This window comes from Kribbella sp. NPDC003557 (assembly GCF_040610805.1).
Taxonomy (GTDB): Bacteria; Actinomycetota; Actinomycetes; order Propionibacteriales; family Kribbellaceae; genus Kribbella.
Genome location: NZ_JBEXMY010000006.1, coordinates 21,881 through 40,471 on the forward strand (window position 1 = coordinate 21,881; position 18,591 = coordinate 40,471).

20 protein-coding genes and 1 tRNA gene are annotated in these 18,591 nt (G+C 67.2%); 9 read left to right on the forward strand and 12 right to left on the reverse strand.

Annotated elements, in window-relative coordinates; all coding sequences use genetic code 11:
* Window positions 1–23: 23 nt before the first annotated feature.
* The 5 genes from ABZW60_RS24765 to ABZW60_RS24785 all read right to left on the reverse strand — a co-directional run bounded on the left by ABZW60_RS24765 (window position 24) and on the right by ABZW60_RS24785 (window position 6,627).
* A complete protein-coding gene (locus ABZW60_RS24765) occupies window positions 24–389 on the reverse strand; it encodes a DUF488 family protein (protein ID WP_355480551.1) in 366 nt (121 codons plus the stop codon).
* A 515-nt stretch (window positions 390–904) separates the two neighbouring features.
* A complete protein-coding gene (locus ABZW60_RS24770; RefSeq protein WP_355480552.1) occupies window positions 905–1,912 on the reverse strand; it encodes a slipin family protein in 1,008 nt (335 codons plus the stop codon).
* Window positions 1,913–2,067: 155 nt separating this feature from the next.
* A complete protein-coding gene (locus ABZW60_RS24775; protein WP_355480554.1) occupies window positions 2,068–2,850 on the reverse strand; it encodes a DsbA family protein in 783 nt (260 codons plus the stop codon).
* Between the two features lie 49 nt (window positions 2,851–2,899).
* Entirely contained in the window at window positions 2,900–5,638 is a 2,739-nt protein-coding gene (aceE, locus tag ABZW60_RS24780; protein ID WP_355480556.1) for a pyruvate dehydrogenase (acetyl-transferring), homodimeric type, read from the reverse strand.
* Window positions 5,635–6,627: a universal stress protein gene (locus ABZW60_RS24785; protein ID WP_355480558.1), complete on the reverse strand. Its 993-nt coding sequence runs from the start codon at window positions 6,625–6,627 to the stop codon at window positions 5,635–5,637. The genes aceE and ABZW60_RS24785 overlap by 4 nt, the downstream gene beginning before the upstream one ends.
* 180 nt (window positions 6,628–6,807) lie before the next feature.
* Here ABZW60_RS24785 and ABZW60_RS24790 point away from each other — a divergent pair, with 180 nt between their 5' ends.
* The 3 genes from ABZW60_RS24790 (at window position 6,808) to tal (ending at window position 10,258) form a co-directional block, all read left to right on the forward strand.
* Entirely contained in the window at window positions 6,808–8,049 is a 1,242-nt protein-coding gene (locus ABZW60_RS24790) for a helix-turn-helix domain-containing protein (RefSeq protein ID WP_355480560.1), read from the forward strand.
* Between the two features lie 258 nt (window positions 8,050–8,307).
* Entirely contained in the window at window positions 8,308–9,045 is a 738-nt protein-coding gene (locus ABZW60_RS24795; RefSeq protein ID WP_355480562.1) for a hypothetical protein, read from the forward strand.
* A 58-nt stretch (window positions 9,046–9,103) separates the two neighbouring features.
* Window positions 9,104–10,258 carry a transaldolase gene (gene tal / locus ABZW60_RS24800; RefSeq protein ID WP_355480564.1) on the forward strand — a complete coding sequence of 385 codons (1,155 nt, stop codon included), beginning with the start codon at window positions 9,104–9,106 and terminating at the stop codon, window positions 10,256–10,258.
* An 11-nt stretch (window positions 10,259–10,269) separates the two neighbouring features.
* Here the strand turns inward: tal and ctaD are convergent, their stop codons facing one another.
* The 3 genes from ctaD to ABZW60_RS24815 all read right to left on the reverse strand — a co-directional run bounded on the left by ctaD (window position 10,270) and on the right by ABZW60_RS24815 (window position 12,638).
* Window positions 10,270–12,051, reverse strand: coding sequence for a cytochrome c oxidase subunit I (gene ctaD / locus ABZW60_RS24805; RefSeq protein WP_355480566.1), 1,782 nt, complete (start codon window positions 12,049–12,051; stop codon window positions 10,270–10,272).
* A 100-nt stretch (window positions 12,052–12,151) separates the two neighbouring features.
* A complete protein-coding gene (locus ABZW60_RS24810; protein WP_355481789.1) occupies window positions 12,152–12,436 on the reverse strand; it encodes a TraR/DksA C4-type zinc finger protein in 285 nt (94 codons plus the stop codon).
* A gap of 55 nt (window positions 12,437–12,491) precedes the next feature.
* Window positions 12,492–12,638, reverse strand: coding sequence for a hypothetical protein (locus ABZW60_RS24815; RefSeq protein WP_355480568.1), 147 nt, complete (start codon window positions 12,636–12,638; stop codon window positions 12,492–12,494).
* Window positions 12,639–13,124: 486 nt separating this feature from the next.
* Here ABZW60_RS24815 and ABZW60_RS24820 point away from each other — a divergent pair, with 486 nt between their 5' ends.
* On the forward strand, window positions 13,125–13,448 hold the full coding sequence (locus tag ABZW60_RS24820) for a zinc ribbon domain-containing protein (protein ID WP_355480569.1): 324 nt from the start codon (window positions 13,125–13,127) through the stop codon (window positions 13,446–13,448).
* Between the two features lie 311 nt (window positions 13,449–13,759).
* Here the strand turns inward: ABZW60_RS24820 and ABZW60_RS24825 are convergent.
* Window positions 13,760–13,845 (reverse strand) — tRNA-Leu (locus ABZW60_RS24825).
* A 154-nt stretch (window positions 13,846–13,999) separates the two neighbouring features.
* Here ABZW60_RS24825 and ABZW60_RS24830 point away from each other — a divergent pair.
* Both ABZW60_RS24830 and ABZW60_RS24835 read left to right on the forward strand, forming a co-directional pair.
* On the forward strand, window positions 14,000–14,809 hold the full coding sequence (locus ABZW60_RS24830) for a maleylpyruvate isomerase family mycothiol-dependent enzyme (protein ID WP_355480571.1): 810 nt from the start codon (window positions 14,000–14,002) through the stop codon (window positions 14,807–14,809).
* 10 nt (window positions 14,810–14,819) lie between these two features.
* Entirely contained in the window at window positions 14,820–15,308 is a 489-nt protein-coding gene (locus ABZW60_RS24835; protein WP_355480573.1) for a VOC family protein, read from the forward strand.
* Here ABZW60_RS24835 and ABZW60_RS24840 read toward each other — a convergent pair.
* Genes ABZW60_RS24840 through ABZW60_RS24850 form a run of 3 tightly spaced genes read right to left on the reverse strand, consistent with a single transcriptional unit; the run spans window position 15,295 to window position 16,851 of the window.
* Complete coding sequence (locus ABZW60_RS24840) at window positions 15,295–15,996, reverse strand: endonuclease V (RefSeq protein WP_355480574.1); 702 nt, start codon at window positions 15,994–15,996, stop codon at window positions 15,295–15,297. The genes ABZW60_RS24835 and ABZW60_RS24840 overlap by 14 nt on opposite strands.
* Window positions 15,993–16,616: a dienelactone hydrolase family protein gene (locus ABZW60_RS24845; protein ID WP_355480576.1), complete on the reverse strand. Its 624-nt coding sequence runs from the start codon at window positions 16,614–16,616 to the stop codon at window positions 15,993–15,995. The genes ABZW60_RS24840 and ABZW60_RS24845 overlap by 4 nt, the downstream gene beginning before the upstream one ends.
* The gene (locus tag ABZW60_RS24850) at window positions 16,606–16,851 is read right to left on the reverse strand and encodes a hypothetical protein (protein WP_355480578.1); all 246 of its coding nucleotides are present in this window, start codon (window positions 16,849–16,851) and stop codon (window positions 16,606–16,608) included. Before ABZW60_RS24850 ends, ABZW60_RS24845 begins: the two co-directional genes overlap by 11 nt.
* Window positions 16,852–16,926: 75 nt before the next feature.
* On the opposite strand from ABZW60_RS24850, the gene ABZW60_RS24855 reads away from it, so the two are divergent.
* Genes ABZW60_RS24855 through ABZW60_RS24865 form a run of 3 tightly spaced genes read left to right on the forward strand, consistent with a single transcriptional unit; the run spans window position 16,927 to window position 18,580 of the window.
* Window positions 16,927–17,619, forward strand: a complete 693-nt coding sequence (locus tag ABZW60_RS24855; protein ID WP_355480580.1) for a hypothetical protein — start codon at window positions 16,927–16,929, stop codon at window positions 17,617–17,619.
* A 1-nt stretch (window position 17,620) separates the two neighbouring features.
* Window positions 17,621–18,151 carry a DUF6529 family protein gene (locus ABZW60_RS24860; protein ID WP_355480582.1) on the forward strand — a complete coding sequence of 177 codons (531 nt, stop codon included), beginning with the start codon at window positions 17,621–17,623 and terminating at the stop codon, window positions 18,149–18,151.
* Window positions 18,152–18,178: 27 nt separating this feature from the next.
* Window positions 18,179–18,580: a Rieske (2Fe-2S) protein gene (locus ABZW60_RS24865; protein WP_355480584.1), complete on the forward strand. Its 402-nt coding sequence runs from the start codon at window positions 18,179–18,181 to the stop codon at window positions 18,578–18,580.
* The last annotated feature ends 11 nt before the right edge of the window (window positions 18,581–18,591 follow it).

Sequence of the window (18,591 nt, forward strand, 5' to 3'; positions counted from 1 at the left end):
TAGCGGCACGATCGCACACCAAGTCAGCGTGTATCCCGGAGAAGTTCCGCCAGTACCGCTGCCTGACTGTGCTCTACGTCCCTGGTGGCGGTCAGCAACGTCAAGGTCGACTCTTTGGCCAGGGTGTGTAAGTGGTGAAGCGCCGGCCGTGCGGACTCTGCCTTGAGCTCGTCGCGGTAGCGCTCCCTGAACTGCGTGAACCTGTCCGGGACGTGGCCGTACCACGTCCGCAGTTCCGTTGACGGCGCGACGTCTTTCAGCCAGAGATCGAGCACTACGGCGTCCTTGCGCAGGCCGCGCGGCCATACGCGATCCACCAGGACCCGGGCTCCGTCGTCGGACGCAGCCTGGTCGTAGACCCTGCGGACCCGAACGTCGTGGACATTCATGGCTCACGGTCCAGGAGGTCGCTCCACCCCGGGAGAGTCAAGGCTGTCCGCTGTGGTCTCGGGCCATGGCGACAGCCCGTTTGCTCACTGAAGCGCAGGTCGTACACGTTGTCAGGCTGCATGCGATCACGTCCCTCGGGGATGGAACACCTAGTTCTGGCGAGGTATGTCGTGGTGCAACACAAACTCTCATAGTCTCCTGCACTGCGTCGGCAGGAGAGTCGGGCATGCGTCGAAGTGGCGTTTCAAGCCCGCTGCTCCATTGCCGATTCCCGGCAATCTGCGCGGTCCGACCTTCGCCGAGGACGCCAGTACCCGCTGAAGCGACGTACCGGCAGTCTCAGAGGTACCGATCAAGCATCCGGGAGCGTTGCGGACCAAGCTCGCGATGAGGCGGCACTAGCGCAAGTGCGGGCGGATCACCTCATCGCCGAGGCCGAAGCGCAGGCGGCGGAGGCGCGGCAACGGACAACCGCGCTCCTCTCCGCCGCCGGCGCTGAGGCCGCCCTGCCGACTCAGGACGGCATTCGCGGCCCGACCGCCTTGACCGCAGCCGGTTCGGGGACGTGCAGGGCCTGTTGTCCGGGTGTCATCGCCGGGGTCGCGGTGAATCTGGTCGGCGGTGTGTGGTCGGCGCCGGTTCCCGTGGTGGGTTCCGGTGGGGTCGATCGCTCCAGAAACCGGAGCAGCTCGACGGGGAACGGCAGCACCAGTGTGGAGTTCTTCTCTGCAGCGACTTCGACGACGGTCTGGAGCAGGCGCAGCTGAAGAGCGGATGGGTGTTCGGTCATGACCTCGGCGGCTTGGCCGAGTTTCTCCGAGGCTTGTAGTTCACCGTCGGCGGTGATGATGCGGGCGCGACGTTCCCGTTCGGCCTCGGCCTGGCGCGACATGGACCGTTTCATCGTCTCGGGCAGCGCGACGTCCTTGATCTCGACCCGTTCGACGTGGACACCCCAGTCGAGTGCGGGGCTGTCGATCATGAGCTCCATCCCCTGGTTGAGGCGTTCACGGTTGGAGAGCAGGTCGTCGAGGTCACTCTTGCCGATGATCGACCGCAGTGATGTCTGGGCGACCTGGCCGATGGCCGAAACATAGTCCTCGACGTCGACGGCGGCTCGAACCGGGTCGACCACGTTGAAGTAGACGACGGCGTCGACGCGGACCGTCACGTTGTCACGGGTGATGCCGTCCTGTGCGGGAAGGGGCATGGTGATGATCTGCATGTTGACCTTCTGCAGCCGGTCGGCGATCGGCACCAGCAACGCGAGACCAGGCTGCCGGACTGTCGGGCGCACTCGGCCGAAGCGGTACACGACGCCTCGCTCGAACTGCTTGACTACGCGGATGCACGCACTCGCCCCGATCAGGCCGACAACCGTCGCTGCGAGTAGTAGATAGAGGACGATCATTTCTCTCTCCGTTGAGACTTCCATCGTTCGCTGCGGACGGGCACGACCGGGCGATTGTGCGGGCTGTACGCCCTTCACTGGCGCATGAGCCGCTCCTTCCAGAGCCTTCATGTGCTTTCATCCTCGTCCTGCGGTCAGGAACTGGCACGGCCCCTGACCGGCTGACTTCGAGCCGGTCTGGCTGCCGATGACCGGCAACACCCTCCGTCGGACCGTAGGTCGCGCACCTGCTCCGGCAGCACTGGTTCAGACGAGGAGGCGTACGGTCATGGGCAGGTTTTCCAGACCTGGCTCCAGGTCCCGCCGACCTCCGAGACCCACGTCTTGGGCGGCCGAACCGGCTTTACCGGAAACTTCGCCGGATCGGGCAGGTCCGGATCGATCTCGGCGCCCGCGCGGAGAATCTCCTTCTCCAGACGTCGCAGCGCCGCCTCCCCGGTGGACGGTGAGCCGTCTCCTGCTACCAGTGTCGGTACCTCACCGGTACCGAGGTAGACCCATTCCTCGCGCCAGACGCGGATCCGTCGCCAGGCGCTGGTGGTGATCGGTCCGCGGCTCACCGCCACGGCGTAGCCGGAATCGCGGAGCGGCGAGGACGTCGACCGACCGCGCAGGATCGGGCCGGTAAGCCGGCGGCGAAGCACCTCTGGGCTGCCGATGTCGGAGCCGTCGACCCAGTACGCGGCGTACAGCAGCCGGCGCACGTCATCGCCGACCTCCGCGCCGTAGGCCTCTGCATATCCGGAGACCGCCGCCTCGGTGTTGGGCACCATACGGGGCAACTGCCACGGCAGCTGCTCACGAGGAAGCAGCAACGCAGTCACGGCGGCCATGCGTTTCTCCGTCTCGGTCCGGTCGTCCGCGACGAGAGCCCGGCCGTTCACCGGCTGTCTCGGATTCTGCTCTACCGCCCGCCAGTCGACGGCGATGCCGGCGGCAACCAGCGCGTCGACCCGGCGGCTGGCCAGGTAGCACTCCGGTGCGGCGAAGTCGGCGTAGACAACGAGGCTGTCGGAGTCCTCCAGCCGGACGTCGTGAGCTCTGGTCATGATCTCCTCCCGGACCGCGGCGGGTCGCTGCGGGCGTTACACGCGGGTGTCACCGCGAGACACTGGGGCCGCATGCTCCAGCCCCAGTCAGATAGGTGATGGTGGCAAGCCGCGGAACCGAATCGTCCACCTCTCCGCATTCGGCCAGTTGTTGCAGGCTCCGTACGACGATGGATTGCGCGTCGACGCCGAAGTGGCGGCGCAGTGCGGCGCGGGTGTCGGAGTGGCCGAATCCATCGGTCCCCAGCGAGGTCCAAGGCCGGCGGACGAAGGGAGCGATCTGGTCGGGCACCGCGCGTATCCAGTCCGAAACTGCCAGGACCGGGCCCAAGGTTTCCGCGAGCCGCCGTGTGACATAGGGAACGCGGGAAGGCTTGTCGGGATGAGATCGCGTCCATTCTTCGGCGGCGAGCGCGTCACGGCGTAGTTGGGTCCACGATGTCACGGACCAGACGTCTGCTTGGACTTCCCAGTCGCTTTGCAGGAGACGTTGCGCCTCCATTGCCCAGGGCATCGCGATGCCGGAGGCAAGGATCTGTACCTTCGGGCCGTCGCCGTCCGGAGCGGGGGAGTAGCGGTGCATGCCGGCGAGGATGCCATCGATGTCTACGTCGGTGGGCTCGGGCGGCTGCGGGATCGGTTCGTTGTAAAGGGTCAGGTAGTAGAAGACGTTCTGGTCCTCGCCGGATCGCGGTTCGCCGTACATGCGCCGGAGCGCGTCGGCGGTGATGTGGCCGAGCTCGAACGCGTAGGCGGCGTCGTACGCGACGCAGGCCGGGTTGGTCGATGCCAGCAGCAACGAATGGCCGTCTTGGTGCTGCAGCCCTTCGCCGTTCAAGGTGGTGCGACCGGCGGTGGCGCCGAGCAGGAAGCCCCGGGTCATCTGGTCCGCGGCGGCCCATAGTTCGTCGCCGGTGCGTTGGAACCCGAACATCGAGTAGAAGATGTACAGCGGAATCATCGGCTCGCCGTGGGTGGCGTACGACGTACCGGCAGCCGTCCAGGACGCGGCGGAGCCGGCTTCGGTGATGCCCTCGTGAAGCAGAACACCGCGGATATCCTCCTGGTAGCTCAGCATCTGCTCCCGGTCCACCGACACGTAGTTCTGTCCGTGCGGCGAGTAGATCTTCTTGGACGGGAAGAGGGAGTCCAGTCCGAAGGTGCGGGCCTCGTCGGGGATGATCGGCACGAAGCGGTGCCCTATTTCCGGGTCTTTCATCAATTCCTTGAGCAGTCGGACGAACGCCATCGTGGTGGCGACCTGCTGCCGACCCGAGCCACGCCTGGAGACCTCGTACGCCGCCTCGCTCGCTAGCTGGAGTGGACTGTGCCGAACCTGGCGGCTTGGCAGGTAGCCGCCCAATGCGCGGCGTCGCTGGTGCAGGTATTCCAGTTCGGGGGAGCCCTTCGGCGGCCGGTAGTACGGTGGCTTCACCGCGTCGAGGTCTTTGTCGGGGATGTCGAGGAACAGCCTGTCCCGGAAGCCCTTGAGGTCTTCCAGGGTGAGCTTCTTCATCTGGTGTGTGGAGTTGCGGCCTTCGAAATGGGATCCGAGGGTCCAGCCCTTGATGGTCTTGGCCAGGATCACCGTCGGCTGTCCGGTGTGTTCGGTCGCGGCCCGGTAGGCGGCGTACAGCTTGCGGTAGTCGTGGCCACCGCGTTTCAGATTCCAGATCTCGCTGTCGGACAGGTGTTCGACCATGGCTGCGGTGCGCGGGTCGCGACCGAAGAAGTGCTCCCGGACGAATGCGCCGGACTCTGCCTTGTAGGTTTGGAAGTCGCCGTCGGGAGTCGTGTTCATCAGGTTGAGCAGCGCGCCGTCGGTGTCGACGGCGAGCAGCGGGTCCCACTCGCGGCCCCAGATCACTTTGATGACGTTCCAGCCGGCGCCACGGAAGTACGACTCCAGTTCTTGGATGATCTTGCCGTTGCCGCGGACGGGGCCGTCGAGGCGCTGCAGGTTGCAGTTGACGACGAAGGTCAGGTTGTCGAGCTCTTCGCGGGCCGCGACACCGATCGCGCCGAGGGATTCAGGCTCGTCCATCTCACCGTCGCCGAGGAACGCCCAGACCCGCTGCCGGCTGGTGTCTTTGATGCCACGGTGGTGCAGGTACCGATTGAAGCGGGCTTGGTAGATCGCGTTGATCGGTCCCAGTCCCATCGACACGGTCGGGAACTCCCAGAAGTCCGGCATCAGCCGCGGATGCGGGTACGACGGCAGCCCGCTGTCAACGCCTGTGTGCGAGAGTTCCTGGCGGAAGCCGTCGAGCTGGTCGCTGCTGAGCCGTCCTTCGAGATACGCCCGTGCGTAGATACCGGGGGACGCGTGTCCCTGGAAGTAGATCTGGTCACCTCCGCCGGGCGAGTCGTGGCCGCGGAAGAAGTGGTTGAAGCCGACCTCGTACAGGGCGGCCGCGGAGGCATAGGTGGAGATGTGTCCGCCCACGCCGACGCCTGGCCGCTGCGCCCGGTGCACCATGACGGCGGCGTTCCAGCGGTTGTAGGCCCGGATTCGCCGCTCGATGTGCTCGTCTCCGGGGAAGTCGGGTTCGGCGTGCGGAGCGATCGTGTTGAGGTAGTCGGTACTGCGCAGGTTCGACACGCCGACGCGCCGGTCCCGGGCCCGTTGCAGGATGCTGAGCATCAGGTATCTGGCCCGGTTTCGGCCGGCGTGGTCAACCACTTGGTCCAGGGATTCCAGCCACTCCTGGGTCTCTGAGGGGTCGAGGTCGAACAGTTGGCTGTGCAGCCCCAGGCTTGCCGGCAGGTTGCGCGGGTTGGACGTCATGGCAGTTCCTTCAGTTCTGTATGGCGACTCGCGGTCGTGATCTGGAGACTGGGGCGAGTCGTGGACCGGGACCTGGTGGACCCGGTCCAGTGGGGTCGCACCACCGCCACGGGGCAGGCGGCGTGCTGCAGTGCAGCCTGGCTGACAGAGCCCAGGAACATCCCGGTGAAACCACCGTGGCCATGGGAACCGACCACGACGAGCTCTGCGGCCTCGGACTCGTTGATCAGCGCCTGGGCCGGATGGGCGCGCACCACCTTCAAGTCGACGTCCATGCCGGAGAGGAGGCCTTCTTTGCATTCCATCGCCGCAGCGAACAGTTGCTGTTCGACCTGCTCGGCGATGTGTGCTGGGACGCTGAGCTGCGGATGCTGCCGGCTCTGTGGCACTGCGTGAACGGCCGTGACGCCGATGTGGCGACGAACAGCCTCGTGGTAGGCGAACCGGATCGCCGCAGCTGACACCTCGGAGCCGTCGACGCCGACCACGACCCGGCCGGTGGGAAACGAGGAAAACGCCGTACCGGATCGGTGCGGATGAACGACGACGACAGGGCACGGTGCATGCGCGGCCACGGCAGCGCTCACCGATCCGACCAGCAGGCCGCGGAAGCCGCCGATGCCCCGGCTGCCGACGACCAGCAGCTCGGCGTCTTGTGCCTGGCTCAGCAACGTCGGCGCTGCACCGGCGATGAACAGCTCACGAGTGATCCTGATTTTGGGAGCGATGTCCCGCGCGTAGGTTTCCGCTTCGGTCAGAGTCCACTCGGCGGCCGAACGCATCCGGAGGGTAAGGTCGCCGACTGCCGTCATGTCCGGTGCACTGCCGAGCAGCGGCAACATGAACGTGTGAATGATGCGCAACGGGCACCGGCGAGACGCGGCCGCCGCGGCGGCCCAGGCGAGCGCGCCCTGCGCGGATACCGAGCCGTCGACGCCGACCAGGACGGGCCGGAAGCCACGGGAACCCAGAGTACTTGTGTTCGTCATCTCGCCGCTCCGCTTCAGCTCCGGGTGCTCCTGCGGTTTCGACTGTGCCGTCCCGGCGGCGCGACAGGTACTGACATCCTCGGCGAACCTGTGACCGGCCTAATGGCCGACGCCCGGCAATGGTGCTCTACTTGACGGCACCGCACCTCGGCAACGATTCCGCCGGGGGGAGGGAGTGAAATGACTGCGTCCGGGAGAGTCCAGTGGCCGGGATCCGGCGCTGACAACAGCGCCGACGAGGCCTGGTTGACCGCGATCGCCGAGGCGGCCGCCGGCGATTCACAGGCGCCGCTCGAGCTGTTGGTCGAGTACCTCACCCTGCTCGCGGACGCCGCGATCTCCGGGAGGCGGCCGCGCGACCAGGAGCTGGCGATAGTGCGTGAACTCGGGAGGCGGGCCGCCGAGCAGGGCATCCCGGCCGGACGGGTTGTCGATCTCTACTTGTCTGCGGCCTGGCGGATGTGGCGAGACCTGCCCGACGTCGTGCCGTACCGCGACCGCGACACAGTCAGAGCGTCGGCCCAGACCGTATTACGCGTCGTCGGAGAAGCGATCGCCGTCCTGGTCGACAGCTACCAGGCCGCGACGCAGCAGTTGGTCCGGCAGGAGGAGGCGCTTCGCAGGGAACTGGTCGATGACCTGCTCCGCGGCGACGCGAACGTCTCCCGGATCGTCGAGCGTGCCGAACCGTTCGGCCTTGACCTCGGCCGGCCTCACCAGGTCGTCCTGGCGGTCCCCGGGGATGGCTTGGCTGACGGCGACACTGCCACGAGCATGCTCGAGCGGTTCATCCTCGACCGCTTCGGCGATCGCGAGGTGCTGGTCGCCACCAAAGACGGCCTCCTGGTCGTGCTCATCCCTGCGGGCGTGCCGTCAACGGCGCCGCGGACCGTGGCCAAAGGCGCAGGGGAACTGATCCACGATGCGTTGCACCGGCACCGGACCGGGCGCGTGTGGCGCGTCTCTTCCGGCCGTCCGTACCCCGGCGCGTATGGCATCGCGCGCTCGTACGAGGAGGCCCGTGAGGCGTTGACGCTGGCCGAACGGCTGCACCTCGAGGCGCCGGTCGTCGACGCACGCGACATGCTCGTCTACCGGGTCCTGGTCCGTGACCAAGCCGCGATCGTCGATCTCATACATGCCGTGCTGGTCCCGCTGACGCAGGCGCGGGGAGGAGCTGAGCCATTGCTGCAGACCTTGGAGGCATACTTCGCTACCGGCGAGGTTGCCACCGAGGCGGCCCGGCGGCTCAACATGTCGGTCCGCACAGTCACCTACCGGCTGACCAAGATCAAGGAGCTCACCAGTCACGATCCAGGTGACCCACAGCAGCGGTTCACCCTGCACATCGCCGTGCTCGGCGCACGCCTCCTCGAGTGGCCCACGAGAGACCTTCCTTCCGGCGTCCCGGCACACGTCTAGCCGACGGCTCTCGTTGCCGGGCGTCGGCCATCAGGAAGGGCCCAGATTCGCCGATCGGCGCCGTACTGCTTCCCACAGGTGCGCGGCACAGTCGTAACCGTACGAACACCTCGAACTCGGAGAACGCACTGTGAACGGCGAGTAAGGGGCGTTTGCGCGCAGGGCCGGGGCAGGAGACCAGGATCTCTTGAACCGGCCGGCACTCCTCAGGAGGTCTCCGTGAACCCTTCATCCGGCGGCTGGTCACCGACATCTGCGATGAGGATCTACCGTGCGGGCTGGCTGAGCCTCTGCGGGATCGTCGGTGTTCTCGGGTTGATCGTGGCGTTCACCTGGTCGCTGACCGTGATGATCATGGTGCTCGTCTGCGCGGTCCTCACCGGATGGGGCGTCGCGGTTGTCGCTCTGGATCCCGAAGACACCACCCGGCTTCCTCGAGACAAGCGACGAATAGCCGCCCGGAGCGCGGGCCTCACCGGCGCCGGGGCTCTTGCGTTCATCGGCATCGGCACGTTGCTCGGTGCTCCGACTGCGGTTCTGTTACTGGTGGCAATGGCCGGCGGCTCGCCGTACGTGATCAGCCACTGTGTTCACTGGCTCCGTGAGCATGGTCACCTTTCTGAGCCGGCACCGCAGCCCACCCCACCGTCACCCGGCGATCGCTCGTCACTGTCGATTCCCGCGCGCGAGCGCAACGATCTGCCGGCGCCTCCCGTCGTAGCGTCCGCACTGACCGACGACGATCTTTGTCTGGCGTGGCGGGCAAGTTTCTCAGCACTCCAACGAGCCGGGTCACCTGCGCAGCGGCTGAGGATCATCGAGGAGCGAAGGACTTATCTCGACGAGATCGAGCGCCGTAATGCGCACGGCTTGGCCGCGTGGCTGGCGTCAGGTCCCAGAGCCGCCGGCGACCCCACCCGGTATGTCCTGGGCGACGGTGCCGTCGGCCGCGCACGCATCGACTGGAACGCACTGCTGCATGACACGGACCAATAGGCGAACTGCGCAACGTGACGGCCGCGACGGGCCGATGGCCCAGGGAGACAGGGATGCGATGTCCAAACTGCGACATCTCCACGCCGACTGCGGACAGAGCCCGTGGCTGGACAACCTCAACCGCGGCTATCTGCGGGACGGAACCTTGGCGAGGATGGTCGACGAAGGAATCCGCGGCGTCACCGCGAACCCGACCATCCTCGCCCGCGGCATCTCCAGCTCGCACGACTACGACGAGCAGTTCACGTCGCTGATCGCGGCGGGCCGCTCGGTGAACGACGCCTACTGGGAACTGGTCGCCTCCGACGCCACCGAAGCGCTCGACGTTCTGCGTCCTGTGTTCGATGCCAGCGCCTCCGGAGACGGATTCGTGTCCGTCGAGGTCGCTCCTGATCTCGCCCACGATGTCCGGGCGACGATCGCCGCTGCCAGGTGGCTACGCGAACGAATCGACCGGCCCAACCTGCTGGTGAAGGTGCCAGCGACCGCCGAAGGTGTCCGTGCCGTGGAGGCGCTCACCGGCGAGGGTGCCAGCATCAATGTGACGCTGCTGTTCTCCCTTCCGCGGTACGCCGAAATCATCGAGGCCTACCTGACCGGGCTTGAGAAGTTCACCGCCGACGATGGCGATCCCGCGACGGTCTCCAGCGTCGCGTCCTTCTTCATCAGTCGCGTCGACACCGAAGTCGATCGGCGACTCGAGACGCTGGGAACCGACGAAGCATTGGGGTTACGAGGCCGGGCCGCCGTCGCTCAGGCCAAGCTCGCCTATCGGCTGTTCTCCGAACAGTTCTCGACCGCGCGCTGGCGGCGGCTGGCACACCTGGGCGCGGACGTCCAACGGCCTCTGTGGGCGTCGACATCCACCAAGAACCCGGCGGACCGTGACACCCGCTACGTCGAGGAACTCATCGGTCCGGACTCGGTAACGACTTTGCCTGAAGCAACCATCGCCGCGTTCGAGGATCACGGTGTCCTGGGGCGCACCGTGGACAAGGACGTACGAGATGCCGGCGGGCTGCTGCAGCAACTGGCCGCACTCGGCATCGACATGGACACGGTCGGGCAGACGTTGGAGGACAACGGCGTCGCGAACTTCGACGCGGCCTATCGCGGAATCCTCGAGACTCTCGACGCAACCGCCCGACCCAAGTCCCGTCAGCGAGGTGCCTCGGCGGCTCCTCAGCGACGAAGCCGTACGGACCGAAACTGAGCCTGCGCTGGTCAATCGGTTGGGCTGTCGTCGGCGGGCTCCTCGGCCTGCTGCTGGTGTCCGGGGCTGTCTTGCAGGTGGTCGACGCGGCCCTGGTCCTCACCTGCGTCCAGCAGGTTGTCCTCGCCGGCCCGGTTGTCCGGGTACTCCGCCAGCGCGATGTCGGCGTGGTGGAGGTCGAACGCCGGGGACTCCGAGCGGATCCGGGGCAGCTTGACGAAGTTGTGGCGCGGCGGCGGCGAGCTGGTCGCCCACTCCAGCGACCGGCCCCAGCCCCACGGGTCGTCGACGCCGACCAGCGGGGTCTTGCGGGACTTGTAGATGTTGTAGAAGAACGGCAGCATCGACGCGCCCAGGATGAAGGCCCCGACGCTGGACACCTCGTTCAGCGTGGTGAAGCCCTCGTTGGCGCCGTACGACGCGTAGCGGCGCGGCATGCCCTCGACGCCGAGCCAGTGCTGCACCAGGAACGTGGTGTGGAAGCCGACGAACAGCAGCCAGAAGTGCAGCTTGCCGAGCCGCTCGTCCAGCATCCGCCCGGTGAACTTCGGCCACCAGAAGTAGAAGCCGGCGAACATCGCGAACACCACGGTGCCGAAGACGACGTAGTGGAAGTGCGCGACCACGAAGTACGTGTCCGTGACGTGGAAGTCCAAGGTCGGCGACGCCAGGATCACGCCGGTCAGACCGCCGAACAGGAAGGTGGTCAGGAAGCCGATCGACCAGAGCATGGGGGTGTCGAAGGAGACTGACCCGCCCCAGATCGTGCCGATCCAGTTGAAGAACTTCACACCGGTCGGGACGGCGATCAGGAACGTCATGAACGAGAAGAACGGCAGGTTCACCGCGCCGGTGACGAACATGTGGTGTGCCCACACCGCGACCGAGAGGACCGCGATACCGAGGGTCGCGCTGACCAGGCCGATGTAGCCGAAGACCGGCTTGCGGCTGAAGACCGGCAGGATCTCGGTGACGATGCCGAAGAACGGCAGCGCGATGATGTACACCTCGGGATGCCCGAAGAACCAGAACAGGTGTTGCCAGAGTATCGGCCCGCCATTGGCCGCGTCGAAGACATGTGCTCCTAAGGCTCTGTCTGCTTCGAGGACGAGCAGCGCTCCGGCCAGGATCGGGAACGCGATCAGCACCAACAATGAGGTGATGAAGACGTTCCAGGTGAAGATCGGCATCCGGAACATCGTCATACCTGGAGCGCGGAGACAGATGACGGTCGTGATGAAGTTGACCGCGCCGAGGATCGTGCCCAGACCGGCCATCCACAGGCCCATGATCCACAGGTCCCCGCCGATGCCCGGCGAACGGACCGCGTTCGACAGCGGGGCGTAGGCGAACCAGCCGAAGTCGGCCGCGCCGCCCGGGGTGAAGAAGCCGCTGATCGTGATCAGGCCGCCGAACAGGAACAGCCAGTAGCTGAACATGTTCAGCCGCGGGAACGCGACGTCCGGAGCGCCGATCTGGATCGGCATGATGACGTTGGCGAAGCCGACGAACAGCGGGGTCGCGAACAGCAGCAGCATGATCGTGCCGTGCATCGTGAAGAGCTGGTTGTAGACCTCTTCGTTCACGATCTGCAGGCCCGGCTTGGCCAGCTCGGCGCGGATCAGCAGCGCCATCACGCCGCCGATCACGAAGAAGCTGAACGACGTGATGAGGTAGAGCTGGCCGATCAGCTTGTGGTCGGTCGTGGTCAGCCACTTCACCGCGACCCGGCCTGACCGTCTGCTGCTGGCTCCTGCTGCTGGTGCAGCCGTTCGCTCGACCAGGCCGGTCATCGATTGTCTCCGGCGCCGCATGCAGCAGCACAGGTTTGGTACTCCGTCGGCGCTCCTCCGGGAGCTGCTCAGCTGTCAGACGTCTTGGGCTCTGCTTGGTTCACCAGTTGGCCGGTGGATCGCTGGCTGGAAAGGAGCTGAAGCCCCATACCTCAACGATGTCTCGCACGGACGGCTCGCCGCCTCGCGGCTCGGCGGTCGAGTCTTGTGCCGGCGAGATGTCCGACGCGCGCAAACGCTCCGTTGGCTGCACGGTGGACTCCTTGGCGTGTTGACACTCCATACACAGACTCGCCACCGGCAGCGCCTTGAGGCGTTCCGGTGCGATGGCGCGACCGCAGCGCGAACACAGACTGTAACAACCCGCGTGAATGCGCCCCAGCACCGCGTCGATGTCGTTCAGGGCTGCAGCAGCCGCGGCGATCAAGGTCGAGGTGACCTCAACGAGTCGTCGCGTCCCTGGTCAAGTCGGCGAGCTGTTCGACCCGGAACTGCCGTTGTTGTTCGAGCTCAACCTGGAAGGTGTCGTCCCGTTGGCGTCGTCCGCGGTCGCCGCCACCCGCGACGGCCTGGCTGAGATGCGTCATGCGAATCCTCCTTGCATCACACCGGCCGGGAGCCGGTAAGCAAGTGCGTGCCCTCCCACATCCCACGAGGCAGGGCGGCCTGAGGCCAACCATCCCGCGTCGCACCGGACGCTGATAGGCCGACCACCGGCCAACCGCGACCACGTTGCCTGCCGGACACCGGCAACGCGCCGCCATCCCCGGCCCCGTCGTCCGCAAGGAGGCCTGGCTGGCCACAGAATCCCGTTACACCGGCTCTGCGGTCTATGGGCGGTGGCAGAAGGTCGAGGAGTGCTGGACCCGGATGATGTTGCCGTGGGCTACGTTGTGAAGTTCCGGCGGTCGCCGCGGGCCAAGATTGTTCGGTCGCGGCAGCCGGCGCATCCGGCGATCGTGTCGGTTGAGGTCTTCACGGAGGCTCAACTCGAGAAGCGGAGGCGCCGATCGGGTGGGCGACAGCGCTGGTCGGCTGTGGAGCGGCACAGAGTCTCGAAGGAGCGGGTCTAGATGTTCCGCAGCCGGATCAAGTGTGGGATGTGCCTTCGCAAGATGGAGGGCGCCGCCCGGCGCGAGGACACGATCTACTACCGCTGCAACTCCCGGACCTTGGAGCCTGGCTCGGCAACGGCTCTTGCCCGTCCGCCGCAGATCTATCTTCGAGAGGATCTCGTCACGCCGGCGGTGAACAGGTGGATCGCGTCGCTGTTCGATCCGATGCATCGTGACGAGACTGTGACGAGACATTTGGAGGCAGACGACTCGGTCGAGCGCGATCTGACCCGCATCGAGCAGCTGCCGGATCGCGTGGTGGCAGCCAAGGTCGCGATGTAGAAACTTCGACGTGCGCTAGATGCAGGCTGGGACCCGGACGAACTACGCGAGCGATACAACGCAGCCGCCTCGGAGAAGCAAGCGGCCGAGGCTCAGCTGTCGGCGGCTCCAGCTGAGCGACAGATCAGTCGGGCAGAACTCGAGTCGTACATCGACCAGTTCGGCGACATCGCGAGGGCACTGGACCGAGCGAGTCCCGAGCCCTTAGGGGAGCTGTATGCCTCGCTCAGATTGGCGCTGACATACAACCACGTCGAGCAGAAGCTCGACGTGGAAGTCGACCCATTGGCCGACCGTGTGGATAAGTTGCGTGTCCGAGGGGGGACTTGAACCCCCACGCCCTAAAACGGGCACTAGCACCTCAAGCTAGCGCGTCTGCCTATTCCGCCACCCGGACGAGTGGTCGTTACCGCCTGGGCGGTGCCGACCGGAGAACAGTAGCAAACTCCAGGGGTGGAATTCACATCGGGGCGTTGGGGTGGTGACGGTGGCGTGTCGGGGGCGTAGTTTGAAATTCAAGGAGTGGCCTCTGGGGCGGAGGTGAGGACGTCGTGGACGCGTGGAACGGCATGGCCTACGAGGGTAAGGAGACGATGCTCCGGGTGGTGCGGGAGGAGGCGGAGCTGTTCTTCGGGATGGTGGAGCGGGACGGGGTCTGGGAGGCGCCGACCGGGGCGGGGCACTGGGAAGTGCGCGACGTGGTGGCGCATCTCACGGACACGACCGAGTCGTACTTCGTGGCGTTCGACGCGGCCCGGTCGCACACCGAGGTGCCCGCGGCGTACGGGCTGCCGGGGATGGCCGAGCGGGTCGACAAGCAGGCGCTCGGGCTCCGCAATGTGCCGCAGGACGAACTGATCGAGCGGCTGCGGACCGACTTCGACAAGATGATGGGGATGTTCGACGCGCTCGGGCCGGACGACTGGGCCGGGTTCACGGTGCCGCACTTCTACATGGGGCCGCTGCCGGCGTTCTTCTATCCGGCGTTCCAGTTGATGGACTACGGCGTCCATTCCTGGGACATCCGGCAGGGCACCGGCCGCGCGCACGGGTTGTCCGGGGAGGCCGCCGACCTGCTGGTGCCGTTCATGTTCGTGCTGTGGAAGTACACCACCGGAGCCAAGGACCCGTGCGAGCTCGGCATCCGGATCACCAGCGGTCCGAACGCGGGCGACACCCGCGTGACGATCGGTCCGGACGGGATGGACTACGCGGCCGGGGACGTCGACGGACTGCCGGCGGTGATCGAGTTCGACCCGGGCAGTTTCGTCCTGACCGCGTTCGGCCGCAGCAACGCCGGTACCATCCGGGGCGACCGGGCCGTCGCCGACCGGTACCTGAACGTGTTCTTCCGGATCTGAGGGGGAGTGGATGACCGAGATCGACCTGCCCACGATCGAAGCCGAGCGGGACCGGATCAGGTCGGCGTACCTGAAGCCGGGCGGTCCGTCGACGGCGCGTGGCCTGCATCACACCGCACTGCTGAGTGCGGACGTCGAGCGGACGGTGCGGTTCTACCAGGACGTGCTCGGGTTCCCGCTGACCGAGATGGTCGGGAACCGCGACTACGAGGGGTCGACGCACTTCTTCTTCGACATCGGGAACGGCAACCTGCTCGCGTTCTTCGACTTCCCCGGACTCGACCTCGGGCCGTACGCCGAGGTGCTCGGCGGGCTGCACCACCTGGCGATCTCGGTCGAGCCCGCGCAGTGGGAGCGGCTGAAGCAGAGCCTGGACGAGGCCGGCGTCGAGTACCTGGAAGAGAGCGGTACGTCGATCTATTTCCGCGACCCCGACGGCGCCCGCATCGAGCTGATCTCGGACCCGCTCGGCGAGATGTACGGCCTCAAGGTCCTCTGAGCAACCGCGCCGCCTGCCGGGCACGCCGCAGCGGTTCGGGCGTCCGGCGGCCGGCGTTGCACAGGTTGATCACTCGTACGGCGGTGGCGAGGTCGGTCCGCCAGCCCGGATGGACGACAAGCGGACGAGCGCCCGGCTTCGTCCGGAGCCAGGTGGCGACCTGCTCGCCGTCGATCGCGAGCGCCGAGGTCGCGCCGGGCTCGTCTGCCGGCCACGGTCCGGTCGCGATCAACGGCCGGTGGGTGACGCCGATGGTGGGGAGATCCAGTACGGCGCCCAGGTGCGTGGCGAAGCCGGCCCGGCGCGGGTGATCCGCCCCGGTGGCGTCCAGCAGCAGGACATCGGGTGCGGGTACGAGGCGGCGTACGACGTACTCGCACAGCGGGCCCGGACGCAGCGCCAGCAGCCCCGGCAGGTACGGGCCGGACGCACGGCCACGACGCAACTCCTGTCCGACAACTTCGCGCCTGCGACGCAGGTCCCGGCCGTCAGCCTCGCCGCCGGTCTGAACCACCGCGGCCGCCCAAGCGGGATCGCCCGCAGCACCAGAACCCCTCAGGCCGCGCGGGAAGCAGATCCAGACAGCGCCGATCAGCAAGTGCTCCGGCGGATTCCACAGCGCTGGTCGCAGCGCGGCCAGCTCGAGTTGCCGCGCGATCAGCTCGTCCTGCTCGGTCGGCCAGGTCATCCGTGCAGGTGGGTCTGGAACCATTCGCGGGCCAGGTCTGCCACTCGTTCGAGGGTGTCTGGTTCGGTGAAAAGGTGGGTAGCGTTGGGGACTACCTCCAGCTGGTTCGGGCAGTGCAACTGTTGCTGGGCGTCGCGGTTGTGGCGAAGTACGTCGAAGTCGAGTTCGCCGACGATCAGTAGCGTCGGGGCCGTGACGTCGGCCAGGTGGGTGGCGGCGAGGTCCACGCGTCCGCCGCGGGAGACGACGGCGTGTACGTCGGAGCCGCTGCCTGCCGACCAGAGCGCCGCAGCACCGCCCGTGCTTGCGCCGAAGTAGCCGACCGAGAGGTCGAGCCGCCGCCCGGCCCAGTCGTGCGCCGCCCGCAGCCGGTCGGCCAGCGCGGGGATGTCGAACACGTTGCGCCGGTCCTGAGCCTCCGTCGGCGTCAGAAGGTCGAACAGGAGCGTGGCGACCCGTGCCCGGTTGAGGACGTGCGCGACGTACTTGTTCCGCGGGCTGTGGCGACTGCTGTCGCTGCCGTGCGCGAAGATCACCAGACCGGCGGCAGGTGCCGGCACCGCCAGCTCACCAGGCAGCCGCACGCCGCGGGCATCGACGACGACCTGGTCAACGTTCATCACGCGATCCGTCGGGCGAGGGCTCGCCGGCAGGGTGTTCCACGAGGGCGATCACGCGGGCGGACAGGAAGCGGGCGGTGCGGATCGGCGTGCCGGAGCGGGTCACCTCGGCCACCTCGGTGACGCTGCGGTTGGTGGTGATCTCGACGCGGCGGCCGGCCTTGGTGGCGGTGATCTCGTACGACGAGGTGCCGTTGCCGGTGTCGACGACGATCTCGACCCGATCGCCCTTCATGAATCCAACGTACTCGTCCCAGCCGTTGACCGGGCTGCCGTGGCGGCGGGATCCTCGTGTCGGGGTGGGGGTGAAATGGGGCAGCGCAGTCCGTTGGTGACGCTGGCGGCGACCGTCGCGGGGCTGGTCGTCCTGCTCGTCGTGAACAGCACCCAGACGAGCACCCAGACCAGCGTCCAGACCGGCACCCAAACCGGCACCCAGACCAGCAGCCCGGCCGCGACCGAAACCACCGCACCCCCGACCAGCGCCACCGCACTGCCGACGTCCCCGCCGGCCACGAGCGCACCAGCGACCACCAAACCACCCGCCGCGCGCCCAGTCGTGTACGCCGGACGCACCCCGACCCGCGAAGCCGTAGCGCTGGCCGTCAAAGGCAACCGCGCCGTCAGCTACGTCTGCGACGGCCGCACCCTGGAAGCCTGGCTGACCGGAACAGTCGCGAACGGGCAAGCCGCACTCCGATCACGCACCGGCGACCACCTGACCGCCATCCTCAGCGCGACCACCGCGACGGGGACGCTCACCCTGAACGGCCGCACACTACGATTCACGATCCCCGCAGCCGGTCCGCCGGCCGGGCTGTACCGGGCCCGCAACTCCACCTCGACCATCGGCTGGATCGTCCTTCCCGACGGCCAGCAGGTCGGCGTCGACGACGACGGTACGCCGGCACCCGCCCCGCCACTCGATCCGGACAACCGCACCGCCACCGTGAACGGCATTGCCGTCACGGCCCAGACCATCACCGGCGACGAAGCGTTCTGACATGACCACAACAGCAAGCCCGAGGGCGAGCACAGTCGTCGTACCGTTCGCGGCCGGCACCGCGGCCGCCGTCGCGCTGGGCGTCTACGGTCGCCTGCACGACCCGACCGGTGTCGCGATCAACATCGCCGGCTTCTCGAGCTTCCAGTCGGTCAAGGCCTGGCTGGCAACGCTCGCCGCGGTGCTCGGCGTCGTCCAGATCCTGTCGGCGGCGGCCCTGTACCGCGGCCGCTCCGGCCTCGCGCCGCTGCACCGCTGGTCCGGCCGCGCCGCGGTCGCCGTAACCCTCCCGGTGGTCGCGCATTGCCTCTACGCGCTGGGATTCCAGTACGGCGAACCGCGCGTCCTGATCCACTCGCTGCTCGGCTGCTTCTTCTACGGCGCCTTCGTCGCGAAGATGCTGACGCTCACCCGCACCGACGCGCCGCGCTGGCTGCTGCCCGTCGCCGGTGGCGCGGTGTTCACCGGACTCGTCGGCCTGTGGCTGACGTCCTCGCTGTGGTTCTTCACCACGTTCGGCATCATCCGCTGAAGGCATCATCCGCTGAAGGGAGCAGTCGTGGACGCACCAAGCCGCCGTACGATCCTGGCCGGGGCCGCCGCCGGACTGGCGGGCCTCACCGGGTGCCAGAAGTACGGCGAACCCACCTCGACCCCGGCTCCCGCGCCGGCCAACACCGTGCTCGGCAAGATCGCCGACATCCCGGTCGGCGGTGGCAAGATCTTCGCGCCGAACCAGGTCGTGGTGACGCAGCCGGTCAAGGGCACGTTCAAGGCGTTCAGCTCGATCTGCACCCACCAGAGCTGCCCCGTCGCGACCGTCTCGGGCGGCACGATCAACTGCGACTGCCACGGCAGCAAGTACGCCGTAGCGACCGGCGCCGTCGTCGCCGGGCCGGCGCCGCGCCCGCTGCCGCCGAAACAGATCGCGATCACCGGCGACACGATCACGCTGACCTGACTCGGCTCTCG

Coding starts and splice junctions, on each gene's coding strand:
- ABZW60_RS24860 (WP_355480582.1), top strand. CDS start 17,621: ATGACCACAACAGCAAGCCCGAGGGCGAGCACAGTCGTCGTACCGTTC.
- tal (WP_355480564.1), top strand. CDS start 9,104: ATGTCCAAACTGCGACATCTCCACGCCGACTGCGGACAGAGCCCGTGG.
- ABZW60_RS24770 (WP_355480552.1), bottom strand. CDS start 1,912: ATGAAGGCTCTGGAAGGAGCGGCTCATGCGCCAGTGAAGGGCGTACAG.
- ABZW60_RS24775 (WP_355480554.1), bottom strand. CDS start 2,850: ATGACCAGAGCTCACGACGTCCGGCTGGAGGACTCCGACAGCCTCGTT.
- ABZW60_RS24835 (WP_355480573.1), top strand. CDS start 14,820: ATGACCGAGATCGACCTGCCCACGATCGAAGCCGAGCGGGACCGGATC.
- ABZW60_RS24795 (WP_355480562.1), top strand. CDS start 8,308: ATGAGGATCTACCGTGCGGGCTGGCTGAGCCTCTGCGGGATCGTCGGT.
- aceE (WP_355480556.1), bottom strand. CDS start 5,638: ATGACGTCCAACCCGCGCAACCTGCCGGCAAGCCTGGGGCTGCACAGC.
- ABZW60_RS24820 (WP_355480569.1), top strand. CDS start 13,125: ATGTTCCGCAGCCGGATCAAGTGTGGGATGTGCCTTCGCAAGATGGAG.
- ABZW60_RS24765 (WP_355480551.1), bottom strand. CDS start 389: ATGAATGTCCACGACGTTCGGGTCCGCAGGGTCTACGACCAGGCTGCG.
- ABZW60_RS24855 (WP_355480580.1), top strand. CDS start 16,927: ATGGGGCAGCGCAGTCCGTTGGTGACGCTGGCGGCGACCGTCGCGGGG.
- ABZW60_RS24815 (WP_355480568.1), bottom strand. CDS start 12,638: ATGACGCATCTCAGCCAGGCCGTCGCGGGTGGCGGCGACCGCGGACGA.
- ABZW60_RS24850 (WP_355480578.1), bottom strand. CDS start 16,851: ATGAAGGGCGATCGGGTCGAGATCGTCGTCGACACCGGCAACGGCACC.
- ABZW60_RS24845 (WP_355480576.1), bottom strand. CDS start 16,616: ATGAACGTTGACCAGGTCGTCGTCGATGCCCGCGGCGTGCGGCTGCCT.
- ABZW60_RS24785 (WP_355480558.1), bottom strand. CDS start 6,627: ATGACGAACACAAGTACTCTGGGTTCCCGTGGCTTCCGGCCCGTCCTG.
- ABZW60_RS24840 (WP_355480574.1), bottom strand. CDS start 15,996: ATGACCTGGCCGACCGAGCAGGACGAGCTGATCGCGCGGCAACTCGAG.
- ctaD (WP_355480566.1), bottom strand. CDS start 12,051: ATGACCGGCCTGGTCGAGCGAACGGCTGCACCAGCAGCAGGAGCCAGC.
- ABZW60_RS24790 (WP_355480560.1), top strand. CDS start 6,808: ATGACTGCGTCCGGGAGAGTCCAGTGGCCGGGATCCGGCGCTGACAAC.